The organism is Streptomyces sp. NPDC002870 (assembly GCF_042888505.1).
Classification (GTDB): domain Bacteria; phylum Actinomycetota; class Actinomycetes; order Streptomycetales; family Streptomycetaceae; genus Streptomyces.
Map to the genome: position 1 here is coordinate 13,018 of NZ_JBIAPW010000010.1, position 21,055 is coordinate 34,072.

The window sequence follows — 21,055 nt, forward strand, 5'->3', positions numbered from 1 at the left end:
CCATGACGATGTTCAGCACAGTACTTGTCGCCAACCGGGGCGAGATCGCGGTCCGGGTCATCCGTACGCTGCGCGCCCTGGGCATCCGCTCGGTCGCCGTCTTCAGCGACGCGGACGCGGACGCGAGGCATGTACGGGAGGCGGACACGGCGGTCCGCATCGGCCCCGCACCCGCGGCCGAGAGCTACCTCCGTGTGGACCGCCTGCTGGAGGCCGCGGCCCGTACCGGCGCCGAGGCCGTCCACCCCGGCTACGGCTTCCTCGCGGAGAACGCGGGCTTCGCTCAGGCCTGCGCCGACGCGGGCCTGGTCTTCATCGGGCCGCCCGCCTCGGCGATCTCGCTGATGGGCGACAAGATCCGCGCGAAGGAGACCGTGCAGGCGGCGGGCGTCCCGGTGGTGCCGGGCTCGTCCGGCTCCGGCCTGACCGACGACCAACTGGCCGCCGCTGCCCGGGAGATCGGCATGCCGGTGCTGCTCAAGCCCTCGGCGGGCGGCGGCGGCAAGGGCATGCGCCTGACCCGGGTGGAGTCGGTGCTCCTGGAGGAGATCGCGGCTGCGCGCAGGGAGGCGCGTGCCTCGTTCGGCGACGACACACTCCTTGTGGAGCGGTGGATCGACCGCCCCCGGCACATCGAGATCCAGGTGCTGGCGGACGGCCACGGCAATGTGGTCCACCTCGGCGAGCGCGAGTGCTCGCTCCAGCGCCGCCACCAGAAGATCATCGAGGAGGCGCCGAGCGTCCTGCTCGACCCGCAGACCCGTGCCGCGATGGGCGAGGCGGCCGTGCAGGCGGCGCGTTCGTGCGGCTACCGGGGCGCGGGCACAGTGGAGTTCATCGTCCCGGGCACCGACCCTTCCTCGTACTTCTTCATGGAGATGAACACCCGCCTCCAGGTCGAGCACCCGGTGACGGAGCTGGCCGTGTCGATCACGGGAAGGGGCGGCCTGGACCTGGTGGAGTGGCAGCTTCGGGTGGCTGCGGGCGAGCAACTGCCGTTCGCCCAGCGGGACATCACTCTCACCGGCCACGCGATCGAGGCCCGGATCTGCGCCGAGGACCCTTCCCGCGGCTTCCTGCCATCGGGCGGCACAGTGCTCGCCCTGCGTGAACCGCAGGGTGACGGCGTGCGCACCGACTCCGGCCTCAGCGAGGGCGCGGAGGTCGGCAGCCTGTACGACCCGATGCTGTCGAAGGTCATCGCCCACGGCCCCGACCGCGCGACGGCCCTGCGCCGTCTGCGCGCGGCCCTCGCCGACACGGTCACCCTCGGCGTTCCGACGAACGCGGGCTTCCTGCGCCGCCTGCTGGCCCACCCGTCGGTCGTCTCGGGCGACCTGGACACCGGCCTGGTCGAGCGTGAGGCGGACGGACTGGTGCCGTCCGGGATCCCGGACGAGGTGTACGAGGCCGCGGCCGCGGTGCGGCTCGCCGAGCTGAGCCCGCAGCGGGGCGCGGGCTGGACCGACCCCTTCTCCGTGCCGAGCGGCTGGCGCATGGGCGGGCTGCCTGCCCCCCTCACCCACTGGTTCCGCGCGCCGGGACTCGACCCGGTGGCCTATGACGTACGGGACCGCGGCAGCCACCGCGTTGAGGCCGACCGGGTCTCGGTCACCCTCGACGGCGTGGTCCACACCTTCTGGCGGGCCGGCGACTGGCTGGGCCGGGACGGTGACTCCTGGCACGTCCAGGACCACGACCCCGTCGCCGCCTCCCTCACCGGCGCCGCGCGCTCCGGGGCCGACACGCTGGCCGCGCCCATGCCGGGGACGGTCACCGTCGTCAAGGTCGCCGTCGGGGACGAGGTCGCCGCCGGCCAGAGTCTGCTGGTCGTAGAGGCGATGAAGATGGAGCACGTCATCTCCGCCCCGCATGCCGGCACCGTCACCGAGCTCGACGTCACCGCGGGCTCGACCGTCGCCATGGACCAGGTGCTGGCCGTGGTCATCCCGCACGAGGAGGACTAGCGATGACAGGCCGACTGCCGATGGAGTTCCCCTCGCAGGACCTGCCGCCACGGGTGCGCATCCACGAAGTGGGCCCGCGCGACGGTCTGCAGAACGAGAAGACGGTCGTACCGACGCAGGTCAAGGCGGAGTTCATCCACCGACTGGCCGACGCCGGACTGACCACCGTCGAGGCGACCAGCTTTGTGCATCCCGACTGGGTGCCCCAACTGGCCGATGCCGAGCAGCTGTTCCCTCTTCTGGGCGACATCGGGGGCGTCGGCCTGCCCGTCCTCGTGCCGAACGCCCGCGGGCTGGAGCGTGCCGTCGCCCTCGGCGCGCGCCGTATCGCTGTGTTCGGCAGCGCGACCGAGACCTTCGCGAAGCGCAACCTCAACCGCACCATCGACGAGTCGCTCGCGATGTTCGAGCCGGTCGTCGCCAAGGCCCGCGCCGACAAGATCCATGTCCGCGGCTATCTCTCGATGTGCTTCGGCGACCCGTGGGAGGGGCCCGTCCCCGTCCACCAGGTCGTCCAGGTCGCCAAGCGGCTCATGGACCTCGGCTGCGACGAGCTGAGCCTCGGCGACACCATCGGCGTGGCCACGCCCGGCCATGTGCAGAGCCTGCTCGCCGAGCTCAACGAGGAGGGCGTGCCCACCTCCGCGATCGGCGTGCACTTCCACGACACGTACGGGCAGGCACTCTCCAACACCCTCGCCGCGCTGCAGCACGGTGTGACCACCGTGGACGCCTCCGCGGGCGGCCTCGGCGGCTGCCCATACGCGAAGAGCGCGACCGGAAATCTCGCCACCGAGGACCTCGTGTGGATGCTCAACGGCCTCGGCATCGAGACCGGGGTCGACCTCGGCCGGCTCGTCGCCACCAGCGTCTGGCTGGCCGGAGAACTGGGGCGACCGAGCCCCTCCCGCACCGTTCGCGCCCTCTCCCACAAGGAGTCGTAGAAATGTCGCTCGACCACCGGCTCTCCGCCGAACACGAGGAACTCCGCCGCACCGTCGAGGCGTTCGCGCACGACGTCGTGGCGCCCAAGATCGGTGACTTCTACGAGCGCCATGAGTTCCCGTACGAAATCGTCCGCGAGATGGGCCGCATGGGCCTGTTCGGGCTGCCCTTCCCCGAGGAGTACGGCGGCATGGGCGGCGACTATCTCGCCCTCGGCATCGCCCTGGAGGAGCTGGCGCGCGTCGACTCGTCCGTCGCGATCACCCTCGAAGCGGGCGTCTCGCTCGGCGCGATGCCCCTGTACCTGTTCGGTACCGAGGAGCAGAAGCGGCAGTGGCTCCCCCGCCTGTGCTCCGGTGAGATCCTCGGCGCGTTCGGCCTGACCGAACCGGGCGCGGGCTCGGACGCCGGCGGCACCCGCACCACGGCCGTGCGGGACGGCGACGAGTGGGTGATCAACGGCTCCAAGTGCTTCATCACCAATTCCGGTACGGACATCACGGGCCTGGTCACGGTCACCGCGGTCACCGGCCGCACCGACGGGGGCAAGCCGCAGATCTCCTCGATCATCGTCCCGTCCGGCACCCCGGGCTTCACTGTCGCCGCCCCCTACTCCAAGGTCGGGTGGAACGCCTCGGACACGCGTGAGCTGTCCTTCGACGATGTCCGGGTGCCGCTGGCCAATCTGCTCGGCGAAGAGGGCCGCGGCTACGCCCAGTTCCTGCGCATCCTCGACGAGGGCCGGATCGCCATCTCCGCGCTCGCGACGGGCCTCGCCCAGGGCTGTGTGGACGAGTCCGTGAAGTACGCGCGTGAGCGGCACGCCTTCGGCCGGCCCATCGGCGCCAACCAGGCCATCCAGTTCAAGATCGCCGACATGGAGATGCGGGCCCACATGGCCCGGGTCGGCTGGCGCGACGCGGCGTCCCGGCTGGTGCGGGGCGAGCCGTTCAAGAAGGAGGCGGCGCTGGCCAAGCTGTACTCCTCGACGATCGCGGTGGACAACGCCCGCGAGGCCACCCAGATCCACGGCGGCTACGGCTTCATGAACGAGTATCCGGTGGCCAGGATGTGGCGCGACTCCAAGATCCTGGAGATCGGCGAGGGCACGAGCGAGGTGCAACGGATGCTGATCGCACGGGAGTTGGGCCTGCCCGCCTGACGCACGGGGCCGCCGTCCGTACGGCCGGGGAAGGCACCCTCCGGACAAGAGGTGAGGTTAGGCTAACCTACCTTCGAACTGCCCAGTGGCCGACCCCGGCACGTACGAAAGCGGACTCCATCATGCCCAACGCCCGAGCTTCCCATCTCACCCGTCGCGGTCTGCTCACCGCGGGCAGCGCCCTCGGGCTCGGCGTCGCGCTGGCCGCCTGCGGCACGAGCGACGACAAGGGCGGCGCGGGCAAGGGCGGCGCCGGCAAGGCCGGTGAGAAGTCCGGCCCCTGGAAGTTCCAGGACGACCGCGGCACGGCGGTCGAGCTGAAGGCCGTCCCGAAGAACATCGTCGCCTTCACCGGCACCGCCGCCGCCCTCCACGACTACGGCGTCGAGGTCAAGGGCGTGTTCGGCCCGACCAGGACCAAGGACGGCAAGCCCGACGTCCAGGCCGGCGACCTCGACATCAGCAAGGTCAAGATCGTCGGAAATGTCTACGGCGAGTTCAACATCGAGCAGTACGCGGCCCTCGCCCCTGAGCTGCTGATCACCAACATGTGGGCCAAGGACGACCCGTGGTACGTCCCGCCGCAGTCCAAGGACAAGATCATGAAGCTGGCCCCCAGCGTTCTGCTGTGGGCGGCCGAGACCACGATGGCCAAGGCCCTGCAGCGCCACGCCGAACTCGCCGAGTCCCTGGGCGGCGACGTCAAGGGCAAGGAGGCCGCCGACGCGAAGGCCCGCTTCGAGAAGGCCGCGGCCCGGCTGCGCGCGGCCGCGAAGGCGAAGCCGGACATCAAGGTCCTGATCGGCTCCGGCAGTCAGGAGCTCTTCTACGTCTCCGTCCCGAAGACGTCCGCCGACACCCTGTACTTCCAGGAGCTGGGCGTGAAGTTCGTGGAGCCGAAGCCGAACGCGCAGGGCTTCTTCGAGGAGCTGAGCTGGGAGAACGCCGGCAAGTACGGCGCCGACATCATCATCCTGGACAACCGTACCGGGACCCTTCAGCCCGACGCCCTGACCAAGAAGCCGACCTGGGGCAAGCTGCCCGCCGTCAAGGCCGGACAGGTCGTCCCGCGCGTCACCGAACCGATCTACTCCTACGACAAGTGCGCGCCGATCCTCGAGGACCTCGCCAAGGCCATCGAGACCGCGAAGAAGGTCGCCTGACCATGACGACAGCGGCCGAGATCGCCCCCTTCCGTTTCTTCGGCCTGGAGGTCGTACGGACCAGGCGGCTCGGCCCGTCCATGGTCCGCGTCACCTTCGGGGGCGAGGACCTGAAGCACTTCACCGCCGGGGGCCGCGACCAGTCCCTGTCACTGTTCCTGCCACACCCGGGCCAGCAGGCACCGGTGGTGCCCGTCGACGCCGGTGACGGCAGCGCGATATTCGCCGCCTGGCGGGCGCTGCCCGAGGACGTACGGGCCGTGATGCGGTCGTACACCGTGCGCGAGCAGCGTCAACTGCCGGGCGAGGCAGGCGAGATGGACATCGACTTCGCGCTGCACGAGGACGGCGGCCCCGCCTGCCGCTGGGCCGGCCGGGCCGCGCCCGGAGACCGCGTGATGGTGCTCGGCCCGGCCGTCGCCGACAACACCGCCGTACGCTGCCGTCCGCCCGAGGACACCGACTGGGTGCTGATCTGGGCCGACGAGACGGCATTGCCTGCCGCCGCGGCGATCCTCGAGTGGCTGCCTGCCCGCATGAAGGCCCGGGTATGGCTGGAGGTGCAGCACACCGAGGACCGCCAGGACCTCAGGACCGCGGCGGACGCCCGGATCACCTGGCTGGTACGGGAGGAGGGCGCGCCGTCCGCCCTGGAGGCGGTCAGCGCGGCCGAGTTGCCCGAGGGCGCCGGGTACGCCTGGATCGCGGGCGAGTCGGGCAATGTGAAGGCGCTCCGCCGCCATCTGGTGCGCGAGCGTGAACTCGACCGCCGCCGCGTCACGTTCGTCGGTTACTGGCGGCGCGGAGTGAGCGAGGACGGCCTCCGCGCCGAGGCCGAGACCGGCGCGGTGGACGAGACCGGCGAGGCCGCCGAGGCCGATGGGGCCACTGCCATGTAAACAGCGCCATAACAGTCGCACCCCGAGGGGCGACCAAGTCCCCGCATCCGGGAGGACGTTGCATGCGCGCGCACCTGCTCAATGACGTAACGGCGGAGAGCTACCGGCGCTCCGTGACCGAAGGAGTCGAGCGGGTGGCGAGCCGACTCGCCACAACCCGGCGGCCGTTCACCGGCGTGACCGTCGATGAGCTCGCCCCGGTGATCTCCGCTGTCGACCTCGACCAGCCGCTGGGCGACGCCTCCGCCGCCCTGGACGAGCTGGAGAGCGTCTACCTGCGGGACGCCGTCTACTTCCACCACCCCCGCTACCTCGGCCACCTCAACTGCCCGGTCGTCATCCCGGCCGTCCTCGGCGAGGCCGTGCTCTCTGCGGTCAACTCCTCGCTCGACACCTGGGACCAGAGCGCCGGCGGCACCCTGATCGAGCGCCGCCTCATCGACTGGACCGCGCAGCGGATCGGCCTCGGCCCGGCGGCCGACGGTGTCTTCACCAGCGGCGGCACCCAGTCAAATCTCCAGGCGCTGCTGCTCGCCCGCGAAGAGGCCAAGACCGCGGACCTCGGGAGACTGCGCATCTTCACCTCGGAGTGCAGCCACTTCAGCGTGCAGAAGTCGGCGACGCTGCTGGGCCTTGGCCGCGAAGCCGTCGTCTCGATCCCCGTCGACCGCAACAAGCGGATGCAGACGGTCGCTCTCGCCGCCCAGTTGGCGCGCTGCACCCGTGAGGGCCTGGTCCCCATGGCCGTCGTCGCGACCGCGGGCACCACCGACTTCGGCTCCATCGACCCCCTGCCCCAGATCGCCGGGCTGGCCGGGCAGTACGGAACCTGGATGCATGTGGACGCGGCGTACGGCTGCGGACTGCTGGCCTCGCCCACCCGCCGTCATCTCCTCGACGGCATCGAGCACGCCGACTCGGTCACCGTGGACTATCACAAGTCCTTCTTCCAGCCGGTGAGTTCGTCCGCGGTGCTGGTACGGGACGGGGCGACGCTGAGCCATGCCACGTACCACGCGGACTACCTCAACCCCCGGCCCACCGTCGAGGCAGGGGCGTCCGGCGCGCCCGAAGCGCCACGGGGGAGCGTCCCCAACCAGGTCGACAAGTCCCTGCAGACCACCCGCCGCTTCGACGCGCTGAAGCTGTGGATGACCATGCGCGTGATGGGCGCGGACGGCGTCGGACAGCTCTTCGACGAGGTCTGCGATCTGGCCGCGGCAGGCTGGGAGCTGCTCGCCGCCGACGCGCGCTACGACGTGGTCGTCCAGCCGCAGCTGTCGACGCTGGTCTACCGCTACATCCCCGAGGACGGCACCAGCCCCACCGAGATCGACCGGGCCAACCTCTACGCACGCAAAGCGCTGTTCGCGTCCGGCGAGGCCGTGGTCGCCGGGACGAAGGTCGGCGGCCGCCAGTACCTGAAGTTCACCTTGCTCAACCCCGAGACGACGACCGAAGACATCGCAGCCGTACTCGATCTGATCGCCGGCCACGCCGAGCAGTACCTGGGAGAGAACCTTGTCCACGCGTCTTGAGCCCCTCGATTTCATCGGTATCGGGATCGGGCCCTTCAATCTCGGCCTCGCCTGCCTGACCGAGCCGATCGACGAGCTGAACGGCCTCTTCCTGGAGTCCAAGCCGGACTTCGAGTGGCATTCGGGGATGTTCCTTGAAGGCGCGCACCTCCAGACGCCGTTCCTGTCGGACCTGGTCACCCTCGCCGACCCCACATCCCCCTACTCCTTCCTCAACTATCTGAAGGAATCGGGACGGCTGTACTCCTTCTACATCCGCGAGAACTTCTATCCGCTGCGGACCGAGTACAACGACTACTGCCGCTGGGCCGCCGCCAAACTGACCTCCGTCCGCTTCAGCACCACGGTGACGCGCGTCGAGTACGAGAGTGAGCTGTACGTCGTCCACACCGCCGCCGGCGAGCGGTTCCGCGCCCGCCGCATCGTCCTGGGCACCGGCACCCCGCCCTGCATACCCGAGTCCTGCCAGGGTCTCGGCGGCGACTTCCTGCACAACTCGCGCTACCTCGACCACAAGGAGGCGCTGCAGCGGAAGGAGTCGATCACCCTCGTCGGCAGTGGGCAGAGCGCCGCGGAGATCTACTACGACCTGCTCTCCGAGATCGACGTGCACGGCTACCGGCTCAACTGGGTCACGCGCTCCCCGCGGTTCTTCCCGCTGGAGTACACCAAGCTGACACTCGAGATGACCTCGCCCGAGTACATCGACTACTTCCACGCGCTGCCGGAGGCCACCCGCTACCGGCTGGAGTCGCAGCAGAAGGGCCTGTTCAAGGGGATCGACGGGGATCTCATCGACGAGATCTTCGACCTGCTCTACCAGAAGAACCTGAAGGGCCCCGTCCCGACCAGACTGCTCACCAACTCGGCGCTCCGAAAAGCCGCTTACGAGAACGGCACCTACACCCTCGGACTGCGCCAGGAGGAGCAGGGCAAGGACTTCGAGCTGTGCACGGAGGGCCTGATCCTGGCCACCGGCTACAAGTACGCCGAGCCGCCGTTCCTGGAGCCGGTCGCCGACCGGATCCGCAGGGACGGACAGGGCCGATTCGACATCGCCCGCAACTACAGCATCGACACGGCCGGACGCGAGATCTTCCTGCAGAACGCCGGCGTGCACACGCACTCCGTCACCTCGCCCGACCTGGGCATGGGCGCGTACCGCAACGCCTACATCATCGGCGAGCTGCTGGGGTCCGAGTACTACACCGTCGAAAAGTCCATCGCGTTCCAGGAGTTCAGCGCATGACGTTCACCGTCCGCCCACTCGATCCCTTTGCCGACGCCCAGCTGGTGCACGGCTGGGTGACCCACCCCAAAGCCGCGTTCTGGCTGATGCAGGACGCGAAACTGCAGGACGTCGAGCGCGAGTACATGGCGATAGCCGCGCATGAGCACCACGACGCCTTCATAGGCCTCAAGGACGGCGAGCCGGTCTTCCTGATGGAGCGCTACGACCCCGCGCATGTGGAGCTGAAGGGGCTGTACGACGCCGAGCCCGGCGATGTCGGCATGCACTTCCTGGTCGCGCCGACCGACACACCCGTGCACGGTTTCACCCGCGCCGTGATCACCGCGGTGCTGGAGACGCTGTTCGCGGACCCGGCCACCCGGCGAGTGGTCGTCGAGCCGGACGTACGCAACAAGGCCGTGCACGCGCTCAACGAGGCCGTCGGCTTCGTGCCCGCCCGGGAGATCGAGAAGCCGGAGAAGGACTCCCTGTTGAGCTTCTGCACCCGCGACCGGTTCGAGGCAGCACGCGACCGGTTCGAGGCAGCACGAGAGACCGCACGAGGAGTGACGGCATGACCCTGTCCGACGCCGTATCGCATCTGACGCCCGAGCTGTGGGAGCAGGCGAACCGACTCCTCGTACGCAAGGCGCTCGCGGAGTTCTCCCACGAGCGGCTGCTGGCCCCCGAGTCCCTCGGAGAGGACCGCTACCGCGTCCTCAGCGACGACGCCGCCACCGAGTACCGCTTCACCGCGCGCCGCTTCGCCCTCGACCACTGGCAGGTCTTCGCCGACTCCATCACCCGGCACAGGGACGGCGGCGAGCAGCCGCTGGACGCGCTCGACTTCTTCATCGAGCTGCGCGGCTCACTCGGCCTGAGCGAGACGATACTGCCGGTCTATCTGGAGGAGATCTCCTCCACGCTCTCCGGCACCGCGTACAAACTGACCAAGAAGCCGGTGACCTCCGCCGAGCTGGCCACGGCCGGCTTCCAGGCCATCGAGACCGGCATGACCGAGGGCCACCCCTGCTTCGTCGCCAACAACGGCCGGCTCGGCTTCGGGGTGCACGAATATCTCTCGTACGCCCCCGAGACGGGCAGCGAGGTCCGCCTGGTCTGGCTCGCAGCCGGCCGCGACCACGCCACCTTCACCGCCGGCGCGGGGCTCGACTACGAGTCGCTGGTCCGCGACGAGCTCGGCGAAGCGGCCCTGGCCCGCTTCGGAGGGCAGCTGAACGCCCTCGGCCTCGACCTCGCCGACTACTTCCTGCTGCCCGTCCACCCCTGGCAGTGGTGGAACAAGCTCTCCGTCACCTTCGCCGCCGAGATCGCCCAGCAGCGGCTGGTGTTCCTGGGTCCGGGCGACGACGACTATCTCGCGCAGCAGTCGATCCGCACGTTCTTCAATACGAGCGCCCCGGCCAAGCACTACGTCAAAACCGCGCTGTCCGTACTCAACATGGGCTTCATGCGCGGCCTTTCTGCCTCGTACATGGAGGCGACCCCCGCGATCAACGACTGGCTCGCGGGCCTGATCGACAGCGACGACTTCTTCAAGGCGGCCCGCTTCTCGATCATCCGGGAGCGGGCGGCTATCGGCTACCACCACCGCCAGTACGAGCGGGCGACCGACCGCTACTCCCCGTACCGCAAAATGCTGGCCGCGCTGTGGCGCGAGAGCCCGGTGTCTCAGCTGCCGGCCGGGGAGCGGCTGGCGACGATGGCGTCGCTGCTCCATGTGGACCGCGACGGCGCGTCGTTCGCGGGCGCGCTGATCGACGAGTCGGGCCTGGCCGCTGCGGACTGGCTGCGCCGCTACCTGGACGCGTATCTCACGCCCGTACTGCACAGCTTCTACCAGTACGACCTGGTCTTCATGCCGCACGGCGAGAACGTCATCCTGGTCATCGGCGAGGACGGCACGGTCCGGCGGGCGATCTTCAAGGACATCGCCGAGGAGATCGCGGTGCTGGACCCGGACGCGGTGCTGCCGCCGGCCGTCGAGCGCATCCGCGCGGACGTGCCCGACGACTTGAAGCTGCTCTCCGTCTTCACGGACGTGTTCGACTGCTTCTTCCGCTTTCTCGCGGCAACGCTGGTCACGGAGGAGCGGCTGGACGAGGAGACGTTCTGGCGGACGATCGCGGAGTGCGTCGTGGCGTACCAGAGGTCGATGCCGCATCTGGCGGACAAGTTCGGGGAGTACGACATGTTCGCGGGCGAGTTCGCGCTGTCCTGCCTGAACCGGCTTCAGCTGCGCAACAACGAGCAAATGGTGGACCTGGCGGACCCGGCGGGCGCGCTCCAGCTGATCGGCACCCTGGAAAACCCGATCGCGCGTTTCGCCCACTGACGGGGCCGGGAGTTTTCCCCTACCCGGCCCTCGCCCCCGTGTGCCCCTCGCCGGGCGCGGTGGACGGCCTGACGGCCGTGGGAGGTACCCCCATCCCGAACTGGGGCTTGGCCCCAGACCGGGTACGGCCTCCGGCCGTGTCCTCAATCTCCCCCAGACTTCGTCCGGGGGGACCCCCAACGGGCTTGATTTCCGCCGGTCGACCTGAGTTATCAGGCCGACCGGCGGAAACTCAAGCCTCGCCGGCGTTTGAGGCGCGGGGTCCGGGGCGGAGCCCCGGCGGGCGGCTCAGCCCGCAGGCCAGGGCACCTGCGGCGACCGGTAGAAGTCGATCCCGAGCGCCGACATCCTCGGCCCCTGCGCCCCCAGCCGCACCCTGTATCCCTCCCAGTCATGCGTGGACGCCGGCGACCACCCGAGCTCCGCCACCCCCACCACCCGCGGGAACGCCATGAACTCGATGTGGTCGCTGGTCGAGATCGTCTCCGACCACAGCGGCGCCTCGACCCCCGCCACCGCCGACGCCGGCGCGCCCGGCAGATACGCCGCCGGGTCCCAGTCGTAGGACCGCCGCACCTCCACATAACCGGCCCAGGCCAGCCCCAGCGGGGTGTCCTTGTTGTACTTCATGTCGAGGTAGATCCGGTCCGCGGGCGACAGAATCAGCCCGGTGCCGTTCTGCGCGGCCTTCGCGACCTGCGCCTTCTCCGCGGCGCTGGTGCTGTCCAGACCCCAGTACTGGGCGAGCGCCCCCTTCGCCGGGGTCGCGCCGGTCAGCTGGTGCCAGCCGACCACCGTCTTCCCGTACTTGGCGACGATCGGCTGCACCTTGTCCATGAACGCCACATAGTCCGCGTGGCTGGTGGAGTGCGCCTCGTCGCCACCGATGTGGAGGTACTTGCCGGGCGTGAGCGCGGCCAGCTCGCGGATGACGTCGTCCACGAAGTCGTACGTCACGGGCTTCGACACGCACAGCGAGCTGAAGCCGACCTCCGTCCCGGTGTAGAGGGGCGGGGCGACGCCCGAGCAGTTCAGCTCGGCGTACGAGGCGAGGGCGGCGTTGGTGTGCCCCGGCATGTCGATCTCGGGGACGACCTCCATGTAGCGCGAGGCCGCGTAGCCGAGGATCTCCTTGTACTGGTCCTTGGTGTAGTGGCCGCCGGGACCGCCGCCGACCTGGGTCGAACCGCCGTACGTCGCCAGTCGCGGCCAGGAGTCGACGGCGATCCGCCAGCCCTGGTCGTCGGAGAGGTGCAGATGGAGTTTGTTGATCTTGTAGAGCGCCAACTGGTCGATGTAGCGCTTGACTTGGTCGACGGTGAAGAAGTGCCGGGAGACGTCGAGCATCGCTCCCCGGTAGCCGTAGCGCGGGCTGTCGGTGATGGTGCCGCCCGCGACCTTCCACGGGCCGCTCTGCCGGGTGTCCTTCTCCACCGACGCGGGCAGCAGCTGGCGCAGCGTCTGCACGGCGTGGAAGAGCCCGGCGGGCTTGCGCGCGGTGAGGGTGAGCGCGCCGCGCGTGGACTGAAGCCGGTAGCCCTCGTCGCCCAGGGAGCGGTCCCCCGAGCTCAGCCGCAGCCGGATACCGCCCGGGCCGCGGTCGTCGGTCACGGGCAGGGCGTAGCCGGTCGACGGCCGCAGCAGCTCGGCGAGATAGCTGCCGATCCGGCGGGACTCGCGGGAGTCGTCGTCGACCCGGATCCGGGTCCATGGGGTGAGGGTGTACGCGGATCCGCCCGGGCGTACGGAGGCGGGCGCGGGGACGATCTGGCCGAGCGGCCGGGCCTCGGGGGCGGCCGGGGCCGGACCGGCGCCGATCCCGGCGATGCCTGCGGCCGCGACGAGCAGCAGCGATCCGAACAGGCGGGGGAACGTTCTGGGCTGTCTCACAGGCTGGGTCCCTTCGACGGGCGTCGCAACTGTGGTACTGAGCAACCGAACGGCAGTCATCATGCGTACCGCGCGCCCCAACTCCGGTCAAGGTGTAGACCACTTACTCGACCACTTACTCACTCTGCGGATGCTGCGCCGTCCGGGGCGGAATGAGCCGATGCCCGCGCCCGCCGCCCGCCCTCGCCAACTCCCCCTGGGCGAGCCCACGTACGCCATCCGCGGTGCGAGAATCCCGGCATGGCGGAAATCATCCAGAAGGACGGCACCTGGACCTTCGACGGGGACACGGTGCGCATCGTGCCCGGCAGTGACAAGAGCGTGAGCCTGCTGCGCAAGACCCTCGGCGAGATCGCCGTGCCGCTGGGGGCGCTGGCCGGGATCTCCTTCGAGCCGGGCAAGAAGTCCGGACGGCTGCGGCTGCGCCTACGCAACGGCGCCGACCCGCTCCTGCAGATCACCGGCGGCAAGCTGGAGGACAGCTCCGACCCCTACCGGCTGACCGTGGACAGCGACCGCACCGGCGTCGCCGAGTACTTCGTCGACGAGGTGCGCAACGCGCTGCTGCTGGAGCAGGTGGAGACAGGCCCGGTGGACAGATATCTGCTGCCCGGTCCCGCCCTGCCGATCACGGTGGGCGCGGGCGACGGCACCGCCACCTTCGACAGGGAGCGGATCCGGCTGGAGTGGAACTGGAAGACCGAGGAGTCCAAGTCCTCCGGCGGCGCGCGCACCCTCGCGGTCCAGGACGTGGAGTCGGTGGAGTGGCTGCCGTCGGCCGGGCTGGAGAACGGCTACCTCCGCTTCGCCGTGGCCAAGGCCCCGACCAAGGCTCCGCCCAAGTACGACCCGCATGCCGTGGAGCTGTGGGGCTTCCGCAAGGACCCGCTGATGGCGCTGGTCGGGGCCGCCGTGGTGGCCCGTTTGCGGCATCCGTACGCCCCCTCCCCCGTCGCCGGTCCCGCACGTCCCGGCCGGGCCGAGCCTGCCGACGCGGTCCCCGCGAACGACGGCGGCGATCATGACGCGCTGCTGCGCCGGCTGCGCGAGCTGGGCGAGCTCCATCAGGCCGGAATACTGACGGCTGAGGAGTTCACCACCGCGAAACAGGCCGTATTGAAGCGAATGTGAGCTCCACGTGCCCGCGATCGGGCAGGATTCTTGCATTTACGGTAGGCGACCCCGCAATATCTACGGGTGCTCGATCGCCGTCCCTCGTCACACGACGACCTCATCGACCATCTGGTGCGCAGCACCGCGCTCCAGCGCGGTGAGGCGGCCCGGGTGGTACTCGACGTGCTGGCGTACTTCGACGAGAAGACCGACGAATTCGTCCGCCGCCGCCACCGCGAGCTGCAGTCCGGTGGCCTGGCGAACACGGAGATCTTCGAGCGGATCGCTGCCGAACTGCCGCACCGCGCCGTGGCGCCGCCGGAGCTCTCGCTCCGCCAGATGCGCCGCATCGTATACGGCTGACCGGCGCATCGGTCCGATCGGCCAGGGACGGCCAGGGCGACCAGGCGGTCGAGCACAGACCTGATCTATGGAGGGGTAAGAACTCTATGTGTGGAATTGTCGGATACATCGGCAAGCGTGATGTGGCACCGCTGCTGCTCGAAGGCCTGCAGCGGCTGGAGTACCGGGGTTACGACTCCGCGGGCATCGTGATCACGAGCCCCAAGGCCGCCGGACTGAAGATGGTCAAGGCCAAGGGCCGGGTCCGTGACCTGGAGGCCCGGGTCCCCAAGCGCTTCGCCGGCACCACCGGCATCGCCCACACCCGCTGGGCCACCCACGGCGCCCCCAGCGACGAGAACGCGCACCCCCACCTGGACCCCGAGAACAAGGTCGCGCTCGTCCACAACGGGATCATCGACAACGCCTCCGAGCTGCGCGCCAAGCTCGTCGCCGACGGTGTCGTCTTCGCCTCGGAGACGGACACCGAGGTGCTCACCCACCTCATCGCCCGCTCCCAGGCCGAGACCCTGGAGGAGAAGGTCCGCCAGTCGCTGAAGCTGATCGAGGGCACGTACGGCATCGCCGTCATGCACGCCGACTTCAACGACCGCATCGTCGTCGCCCGCAACGGCTCCCCGGTCGTCCTCGGCATCGGCGAGAAGGAGATGTTCGTCGCCTCCGACGTCGCCGCGCTGGTCGCCCACACCCGGCAGATCGTCACCCTCGACGACGGCGAGATGGCCACCCTCAAGTCCGACGACTTCCGTACGTACACCACCGAGGGTTCCCGTACGACGGCTACGCCGACCACCGTGGAGTGGGAGGCCGAGTCGTACGACATGGGCGGCCACGACACGTACATGCACAAGGAGATCTCCGAGCAGGCCGACGCCGTGGACCGCGTGCTGCGCGGCCGTATCGACGACCGGTTCTCCACCGTGCACCTGGGCGGCCTGAACCTGGACGCCCGCGAGGCGCGCGGCATCCGCCGGGTGAAGATCCTCGGCTGCGGCACCTCGTACCACGCGGGCATGATCGGCGCCGGTCTCATCGAGTCGCTGGCCCGCATCCCCGCGGACGCCGAGCCGGCCTCGGAGTTCCGCTACCGCAACCCGGTCGTGGACCCCGACACCCTCTACATCGCTGTCTCCCAGTCGGGTGAGACGTACGACGTACTCGCCGCGGTCCAGGAGCTCAAGCGCAAGGGCGCGCGCGTCCTGGGCGTGGTGAACGTGGTCGGCTCGGCGATCGCCCGCGAGGCCGACGGCGGCACGTACGTGCACGCCGGCCCCGAGGTCTGCGTCGTCTCCACCAAGTGCTTCACCAACACGGTGGTCGCCTTCGCGCTGCTCGCGCTGCACCTGGGCCGGATCCGCGACCTGTCGGTCTCCGAGGGCAAGCGGATCATCGAGGGCCTGCGCAAGCTGCCCGAGCAGATCACCGAGATCCTCGAGAACGAGGCCGAGATCAAGAAGCTGGCCGAGGAGTACGCGGGCGCCAAGTCGATGATGTTCATCGGCCGGGTGCGCGGCTACCCGGTGGCGCTCGAGGCCTCGCTGAAGCTCAAGGAGATCTCCTACATCCACGCCGAGGCCTACCCGGCGTCCGAGCTCAAGCACGGCCCGCTGGCCCTGATCGAGCCGGCGCTGCCGACGGTCGCGATCGTCCCGGACGACGAGCTGCTGGAGAAGAACCGCGCGGCCCTGGAGGAGATCAAGGCGCGCAGCGGCAAGATCCTCGCGGTCGCGCACCGCGAGCAGGAGAAGGCCGACCACACGATCGTCGTGCCGAAGAACGAGAACGAGCTGGACCCGATCCTGATGGGCATCCCGCTCCAGCTCTTCGCGTACCACACCGCGCTGGCCATGGGCCGGGACATCGACAAGCCGCGCAACCTGGCGAAGTCCGTCACGGTCGAGTAGTCCAGGCCCCAACAGCTCGTACAGACAGGGGCGGTCCCCCCGCGCGTTGCCACCCTTACGCGCGGGGGGACCGCCCTTTTCGTCAGCCGGCGCTGTCCAGCGCGCCGGCTTGTGGCTGCCTCAGCCGGTGGCCGTCACTCCACGGCCGGCAGCACGTCCGGAGAAGGTCGGCCACTTGGCGAGTGCGGCCGTCGCGCCGTACCAGGCGGCGAGACCCGCGACCGCGCCGACCCAGCCGCCCGCCTTGGCGAGAGCGTCGTTCTCGGCGAACGACGCTATGCCGAGCAGCAGTAGCGAGGCGAACAGCAGCCCGTACACGCCCTGTCCGAACAGTCCGCTGCCTGCGGACGCGGCCGTCAGGGTCAGCGCGAGCAGCGCCCAGAGCAGCAGGAAGAGGCCCGCCGCCTCTCCGGTGACTTCGCCGCCGACGCCGGTCCCCCAGGTGAACCAGAAGGCGCCGAGGCCCGAGAACGCCGTGCCCGTACCGGCGTTGCCCGCGCGGAATTCGAGCAGCCCGACGATGAACAGTGCGACGCCGCCGACCCAGGTCGCAAGACCGGCCGCGTCTGCCGCCGCTACGTTGTCGATCACGCCTGTATTGCCAACGCCGAACGCCAGCAGGGTCAGTCCGAGGGCGAGATGGCCGAGAGTCTGTGTCGATGGAGTAGCGCTTCCCGCAGAGACTTCGTTGTCCACGGCGGGCTCCCTTCGTGTCTGTGCAGTTGTGCTGCTTCCCAGCGACCGCTATGTACCCTTCACAAGCGCACAATCCACCTGTACGGACGGGTAGATTTCCAGCGAGCGGAAGGGAGTTGACGCCGCCTCACCTGGGCTGACGCCGGGATTACGGAATGGACACGCCAAGGCGTACGGCGGATTACGATCAGTGACGAGCGGACGACCGCGCGTTACGGGGTGGGCGCTACGGGATCACGACGACGGGGCGCTGCGCGCGCCGCGCGAGCCGCCCGGCCACCGAGCCGAAGATGCGCCCGACGATGCCGTGTGTCGAGCCGACCACGATCGCGTCGGCCGAATACTCCCGGCCGACCTCCTCCAGCTCGTGGCAGATGTCGCCGCCGCGCTCGACCAGGATCCAGGGCACCTCGGTGAGGTAGTCGGCGCAGGCCAGCTCCAGGCCGAGCACCTCGGTGCGGTGATCGGGGACGTCCACGAAGACGGGGGGCTCGCAGCCCGCCCAGACGGTGGTCGGCAGCCGGTTGGCGACGTGGACGATGATCAGGCCGGAACCGGACCGTCTGGCCATGCCGATGGCGTACGCGAGCGCCCGCTCACTGGAGGTCGAGCCGTCGAAGCCGACGACGACTCCGTGCCGGAACGCCGGATCGCAGGAGTGACGTGTTTCTTCCGCCGCTTGCAGGTCCGACAGGGGGTCGGCTACCTGCTTGCGGTCCGCGGGTTCAGGAGTTTCGTGACCGGCCATCGGTGTCTCGGCGAAGAAGGTCCTCTTGTGAGGGATCGTCTCAGGGAGGGTGCGTCGGTTGGCATCGCGGCGGAGCTGTGTCCGGGAATCATCTTCCCTGGCCCATACCCCAAGGGTACGGCGACACTCCTCTCCTGCCCAGTGCTGCTGCCCCTACGCGGCGTTCCAGGGAGCATGCCCGAGCCTGTCCCGGATGGCAATGCCGCTTGGCGTCTACAGCGGTCTGCCCGGGCCGTCCACCGGGCCGCCAGCCGACCGCCCGTCGACCGCCCGTCGACCGCCCGTCGACCGCCGTCGACCGCCCGTCGGCCACCCACGGAATCTGTCCACCGAATCTGTCCACCGAATCTGTCCACCGATCCGTCACTGATCCGCCTGTTGACGTCCGCGCCAGTGACCGGAAGGCTCCGCTCCTCGTTGCACTTCGGTCACCCCGCCGCCTCCAGGGAGCTTTTGTGCCCGCACGCCCGTCCGCCCCGGCCCCCGACCCCTCCCCGGCCCCGCAGCGCGGACAGCGCGTCGAGGCCGCCCCGCGCCCCTCGTCCGACTCGGCGAGCGACGTGGTGCGCTGGGCGGCGTTCAGCTGTGTGGTCGTCCCTGTCGTGCTGGTCGTGTACGGGACGTCCGTCGGCGGGGCGGCCGCCGCCGCCCTCGGCCTCGCCGCCGTGACGGCCGCCTGCCGGGTGTTGCTGCGCAAGTCCGAACGCGGCGCGCCGCGCACCCCGGTCACCGAGTCGGCGCACCCCCGGGGCCGGCGCACGCGGACCGCCCCAGGGGCGCACCGGGGCGGTCGGCGCGGCGCGGGAAATGCGCCCGGTGACTGACGCGTTCACACACCCACAACCGTATGTTTTCAGCCAACTTCACGCCACCGGCCTCCCCTTGGCGAAATGGCCTGCCAACCCCCTTGCCACCAGGGAAGAAAGGACCAGTCGTGGCGCTCGCACCCTACGCGGACGGGCCATGCGCGTGAGGCGCACTTCCATGCAGAGCCCGCGAGTGGAACGCTTCGTGATCGAATGCTTCGCGCCAAGTTGCCTTGTCGACATAGCGGGGCATGCCGAACTTGTCACGTCGGCGCCACGGGACACAGTAGATTCGATCATGAGTATCGAAGGCTCGGGACTCGTGCGAAACCGAGGGGAAACGTGCAGGAGCGAAAGGCCCGAAACGAACGGGGAGACGCGAACACCGAGGGGGGCTTAGCGTCATGAGTCAGGACTCCGCCGCACCGGAGGCAGCACGGAAGCTCTCCGGGCGCCGGCGCCGGGAGGTCGTCGCGGTGCTGCTGTTCAGCGGCGGCCCCATTTTTGAAAGTTCCATCCCGCTCTCGGTGTTCGGAATTGACCGTCAGGACGCCGGAGTACCCCGCTACCGACTGCTGGTCTGCGGTGGCGAGGAAGGCCCGCTGCGGACCACCGGCGGGCTCGAACTGACCGCGCCGTACGGCCTGGAGGCCATCGGCAGAGCGGGCACCGTCGTCGTACCGGCCTGGCGGTCGATCACCTCGCCGCCACCGCCAGAGGCGCTCGACGCACTGCGCCGGGCGCATGAGGAGGGGGCCCGGATCGTCGGACTGTGCACCGGTGCGTTCGTGCTGGCCGCGGCCGGTCTGCTGGACGGCCGCCCGGCCACCACCCACTGGATGTACGCGCCGACGCTGGCCAAGCGGTATCCGTCCGTCCATGTCGATCCGCGCGAGCTGTTCGTCGACGACGGCGATGTGCTCACCTCCGCGGGGACGGCGGCCGGAATCGACCTCTGCCTCCACATCGTGCGCACCGACCACGGCACCGAGGCCGCCGGGGCACTGGCCAGAAGGCTGGTCGTGCCGCCGCGCCGCAGTGGCGGGCAGGAGCGCTATCTGGACAGGTCTTTACCAGAGGAAATCGGGTCGGACCCGCTGGCCGAGGTCGTCTCGTGGGCGCTGGAGCATCTCCATGAACAGTTCGACGTGGAGACCCTGGCGGCCCGGGCGTACATGAGCCGGCGCACCTTCGACCGGCGATTCCGTTCGCTGACCGGCAGCGCGCCGCTGCAGTGGCTGATCACCCAGCGGGTGCTGCAGGCACAGCGGCTGCTCGAGACCTCCGACTACTCGGTCGACGAGGTCGCGGGCCGCTGCGGCTTCCGCTCGCCGGTGGCGCTTCGTGGGCATTTCCGGCGTCAGCTCGGCTCGTCCCCGGCTGCGTACCGGGCCGCCTACCGGGTCCGCCGACCGCAGAACGACTCCGCCCCGTCGGCGGTGGTGGAGGCGGTCGTCCCGGCACAGGCCACCGCCCAGGCCAGACGAGCCGCCGCGGCGGCGGGAGCTTCGGGACCCGCGGCCACCTCGGCCGCTCCGCCGGAGCTGGGAAAGCCTCCTTCTGACGCGTACGCGACAGGTCACGGCCGTCCAAGCGTGCCCGGCCAGCGGAGTGCACCTTAGGCCGACCGGCGTCCTCCGACCGCCGGTCGGCCTAAGGTAGGACGCATGAACGATCGCATGGTGTGGATCGACTGCGAGATGACCGGGCTCTCGTTGACGGACGACGCACTCATCGAGGTGGCCGCACTGGTCACCGACTCGGAACTGAACGTGCTCGGCGAAGGGGTGGACATCGTGATCCGCCCGCCGGACGCGGCGCTGGAGACGATGCCCGAGGTGGTGCGGCAGATGCACACCGCCTCGGGCCTCCTCGACGAACTGGCGGGCGGCACCACGCTCGCCGCCGCCGAGGAGCAGGTCCTGGCGTACGTACGCCAGCACGTGAAGGAACCCGGCAGGGCCCCGCTGTGCGGAAACTCGGTCGGCACCGACCGCGGCTTCCTGCTGCGCGACATGCCGACGCTGGAGGACTATCTCCACTACCGGATCGTCGATGTCTCCTCGGTCAAGGAACTGGCCCGCCGCTGGTACCCGAGGGCGTACTTCAACAGTCCGGAGAAGAACGGCAACCACCGGGCGCTGGCAGACATCCGTGAATCCATCGCTGAGCTGCGCTACTACCGCGAGGCGGTCTTCGTGCCGCAGCCCGGACCCGACTCGGAGACCGCGAAGGCGATCGCGGCGAAGCACGTCCTGCCTGCGCAGTAGCCAC

General features: G+C 69.7%; 18 protein-coding genes. 15 read left to right on the forward strand and 3 right to left on the reverse strand.

All coding sequences use genetic code 11. From position 1 onward, the window contains the following. The first annotated feature begins 8 nt into the window (after positions 1 to 8). From ACFYWY_RS14725 to ACFYWY_RS14765, 9 genes are all read left to right on the forward strand, one after another. Entirely contained in the window at positions 9 to 1,967 is a 1,959-nt protein-coding gene (locus ACFYWY_RS14725) for an acetyl/propionyl/methylcrotonyl-CoA carboxylase subunit alpha (protein ID WP_389185164.1), read from the forward strand. A gap of 2 nt (positions 1,968 to 1,969) precedes the next feature. Beyond that, positions 1,970 to 2,911, forward strand: coding sequence for a hydroxymethylglutaryl-CoA lyase (locus ACFYWY_RS14730; RefSeq protein WP_389185167.1), 942 nt, complete (start codon positions 1,970 to 1,972; stop codon positions 2,909 to 2,911). 2 nt (positions 2,912 to 2,913) lie between these two features. Then, complete coding sequence (locus ACFYWY_RS14735) at positions 2,914 to 4,074, forward strand: acyl-CoA dehydrogenase family protein (RefSeq protein ID WP_389185170.1); 1,161 nt, start codon at positions 2,914 to 2,916, stop codon at positions 4,072 to 4,074. 122 nt (positions 4,075 to 4,196) lie between these two features. After that, complete coding sequence (locus ACFYWY_RS14740) at positions 4,197 to 5,237, forward strand: ABC transporter substrate-binding protein (RefSeq protein ID WP_389185174.1); 1,041 nt, start codon at positions 4,197 to 4,199, stop codon at positions 5,235 to 5,237. Positions 5,238 to 5,239: 2 nt separating this feature from the next. Then, the gene (locus tag ACFYWY_RS14745) at positions 5,240 to 6,136 is read left to right on the forward strand and encodes a siderophore-interacting protein (protein ID WP_389185177.1); all 897 of its coding nucleotides are present in this window, start codon (positions 5,240 to 5,242) and stop codon (positions 6,134 to 6,136) included. A gap of 62 nt (positions 6,137 to 6,198) precedes the next feature. Further along, positions 6,199 to 7,674 carry a pyridoxal phosphate-dependent decarboxylase family protein gene (locus ACFYWY_RS14750; protein ID WP_389185180.1) on the forward strand — a complete coding sequence of 492 codons (1,476 nt, stop codon included), beginning with the start codon at positions 6,199 to 6,201 and terminating at the stop codon, positions 7,672 to 7,674. Further along, complete coding sequence (locus ACFYWY_RS14755; protein ID WP_389185183.1) at positions 7,658 to 8,923, forward strand: lysine N(6)-hydroxylase/L-ornithine N(5)-oxygenase family protein; 1,266 nt, start codon at positions 7,658 to 7,660, stop codon at positions 8,921 to 8,923. Before ACFYWY_RS14750 ends, ACFYWY_RS14755 begins: the two co-directional genes overlap by 17 nt. Beyond that, the gene (locus ACFYWY_RS14760; protein WP_389185186.1) at positions 8,920 to 9,483 is read left to right on the forward strand and encodes a GNAT family N-acetyltransferase; all 564 of its coding nucleotides are present in this window, start codon (positions 8,920 to 8,922) and stop codon (positions 9,481 to 9,483) included. Before ACFYWY_RS14755 ends, ACFYWY_RS14760 begins: the two co-directional genes overlap by 4 nt. Continuing rightward, positions 9,480 to 11,261, forward strand: coding sequence for an IucA/IucC family protein (locus ACFYWY_RS14765; protein WP_389185189.1), 1,782 nt, complete (start codon positions 9,480 to 9,482; stop codon positions 11,259 to 11,261). The genes ACFYWY_RS14760 and ACFYWY_RS14765 overlap by 4 nt, the downstream gene beginning before the upstream one ends. 288 nt (positions 11,262 to 11,549) lie before the next feature. Here ACFYWY_RS14765 and ACFYWY_RS14770 read toward each other — a convergent pair whose 3' ends face one another. Further along, a complete protein-coding gene (locus ACFYWY_RS14770; RefSeq protein ID WP_389185192.1) occupies positions 11,550 to 13,151 on the reverse strand; it encodes a beta-N-acetylhexosaminidase in 1,602 nt (533 codons plus the stop codon). A 240-nt stretch (positions 13,152 to 13,391) separates the two neighbouring features. On the opposite strand from ACFYWY_RS14770, the gene ACFYWY_RS14775 reads away from it, so the two are divergent. From ACFYWY_RS14775 to glmS, 3 genes are all read left to right on the forward strand, one after another. Continuing rightward, positions 13,392 to 14,282: a DUF4429 domain-containing protein gene (locus ACFYWY_RS14775; protein WP_389185195.1), complete on the forward strand. Its 891-nt coding sequence runs from the start codon at positions 13,392 to 13,394 to the stop codon at positions 14,280 to 14,282. A 66-nt stretch (positions 14,283 to 14,348) separates the two neighbouring features. After that, on the forward strand, positions 14,349 to 14,627 hold the full coding sequence (locus ACFYWY_RS14780; protein WP_389185198.1) for a hypothetical protein: 279 nt from the start codon (positions 14,349 to 14,351) through the stop codon (positions 14,625 to 14,627). 86 nt (positions 14,628 to 14,713) lie between these two features. After that, on the forward strand, positions 14,714 to 16,531 hold the full coding sequence (gene glmS / locus ACFYWY_RS14785; protein WP_389185201.1) for a glutamine--fructose-6-phosphate transaminase (isomerizing): 1,818 nt from the start codon (positions 14,714 to 14,716) through the stop codon (positions 16,529 to 16,531). A gap of 120 nt (positions 16,532 to 16,651) precedes the next feature. Here glmS and ACFYWY_RS14790 read toward each other — a convergent pair whose 3' ends face one another. Both ACFYWY_RS14790 and ACFYWY_RS14795 read right to left on the reverse strand, forming a co-directional pair. Then, positions 16,652 to 17,227, reverse strand: a complete 576-nt coding sequence (locus tag ACFYWY_RS14790) for an acetate uptake transporter (protein WP_389185204.1) — start codon at positions 17,225 to 17,227, stop codon at positions 16,652 to 16,654. Between the two features lie 226 nt (positions 17,228 to 17,453). Then, positions 17,454 to 17,975: a universal stress protein gene (locus ACFYWY_RS14795; RefSeq protein ID WP_389185207.1), complete on the reverse strand. Its 522-nt coding sequence runs from the start codon at positions 17,973 to 17,975 to the stop codon at positions 17,454 to 17,456. Positions 17,976 to 18,430: 455 nt separating this feature from the next. Here ACFYWY_RS14795 and ACFYWY_RS14800 point away from each other — a divergent pair, with 455 nt between their 5' ends. The 3 genes from ACFYWY_RS14800 to orn all read left to right on the forward strand — a co-directional run bounded on the left by ACFYWY_RS14800 (position 18,431) and on the right by orn (position 21,051). Continuing rightward, positions 18,431 to 18,799, forward strand: coding sequence for a hypothetical protein (locus ACFYWY_RS14800; protein ID WP_389185210.1), 369 nt, complete (start codon positions 18,431 to 18,433; stop codon positions 18,797 to 18,799). Positions 18,800 to 19,185: 386 nt separating this feature from the next. After that, positions 19,186 to 20,403 carry a GlxA family transcriptional regulator gene (locus ACFYWY_RS14805; protein ID WP_389185213.1) on the forward strand — a complete coding sequence of 406 codons (1,218 nt, stop codon included), beginning with the start codon at positions 19,186 to 19,188 and terminating at the stop codon, positions 20,401 to 20,403. A gap of 45 nt (positions 20,404 to 20,448) precedes the next feature. After that, positions 20,449 to 21,051: an oligoribonuclease gene (gene orn, locus ACFYWY_RS14810; RefSeq protein ID WP_389185216.1), complete on the forward strand. Its 603-nt coding sequence runs from the start codon at positions 20,449 to 20,451 to the stop codon at positions 21,049 to 21,051. Positions 21,052 to 21,055 lie beyond the last annotated feature (4 nt).

Coding starts and splice junctions, on each gene's coding strand:
- ACFYWY_RS14745 (WP_389185177.1), top strand. CDS start 5,240: ATGACGACAGCGGCCGAGATCGCCCCCTTCCGTTTCTTCGGCCTGGAG.
- ACFYWY_RS14775 (WP_389185195.1), top strand. CDS start 13,392: ATGGCGGAAATCATCCAGAAGGACGGCACCTGGACCTTCGACGGGGAC.
- ACFYWY_RS14730 (WP_389185167.1), top strand. CDS start 1,970: ATGACAGGCCGACTGCCGATGGAGTTCCCCTCGCAGGACCTGCCGCCA.
- ACFYWY_RS14805 (WP_389185213.1), top strand. CDS start 19,186: ATGAGTCAGGACTCCGCCGCACCGGAGGCAGCACGGAAGCTCTCCGGG.
- glmS (WP_389185201.1), top strand. CDS start 14,714: ATGTGTGGAATTGTCGGATACATCGGCAAGCGTGATGTGGCACCGCTG.
- ACFYWY_RS14740 (WP_389185174.1), top strand. CDS start 4,197: ATGCCCAACGCCCGAGCTTCCCATCTCACCCGTCGCGGTCTGCTCACC.
- ACFYWY_RS14795 (WP_389185207.1), bottom strand. CDS start 17,975: ATGGCCGGTCACGAAACTCCTGAACCCGCGGACCGCAAGCAGGTAGCC.
- ACFYWY_RS14725 (WP_389185164.1), top strand. CDS start 9: ATGTTCAGCACAGTACTTGTCGCCAACCGGGGCGAGATCGCGGTCCGG.
- ACFYWY_RS14750 (WP_389185180.1), top strand. CDS start 6,199: ATGCGCGCGCACCTGCTCAATGACGTAACGGCGGAGAGCTACCGGCGC.
- ACFYWY_RS14760 (WP_389185186.1), top strand. CDS start 8,920: ATGACGTTCACCGTCCGCCCACTCGATCCCTTTGCCGACGCCCAGCTG.
- orn (WP_389185216.1), top strand. CDS start 20,449: ATGAACGATCGCATGGTGTGGATCGACTGCGAGATGACCGGGCTCTCG.
- ACFYWY_RS14765 (WP_389185189.1), top strand. CDS start 9,480: ATGACCCTGTCCGACGCCGTATCGCATCTGACGCCCGAGCTGTGGGAG.
- ACFYWY_RS14735 (WP_389185170.1), top strand. CDS start 2,914: ATGTCGCTCGACCACCGGCTCTCCGCCGAACACGAGGAACTCCGCCGC.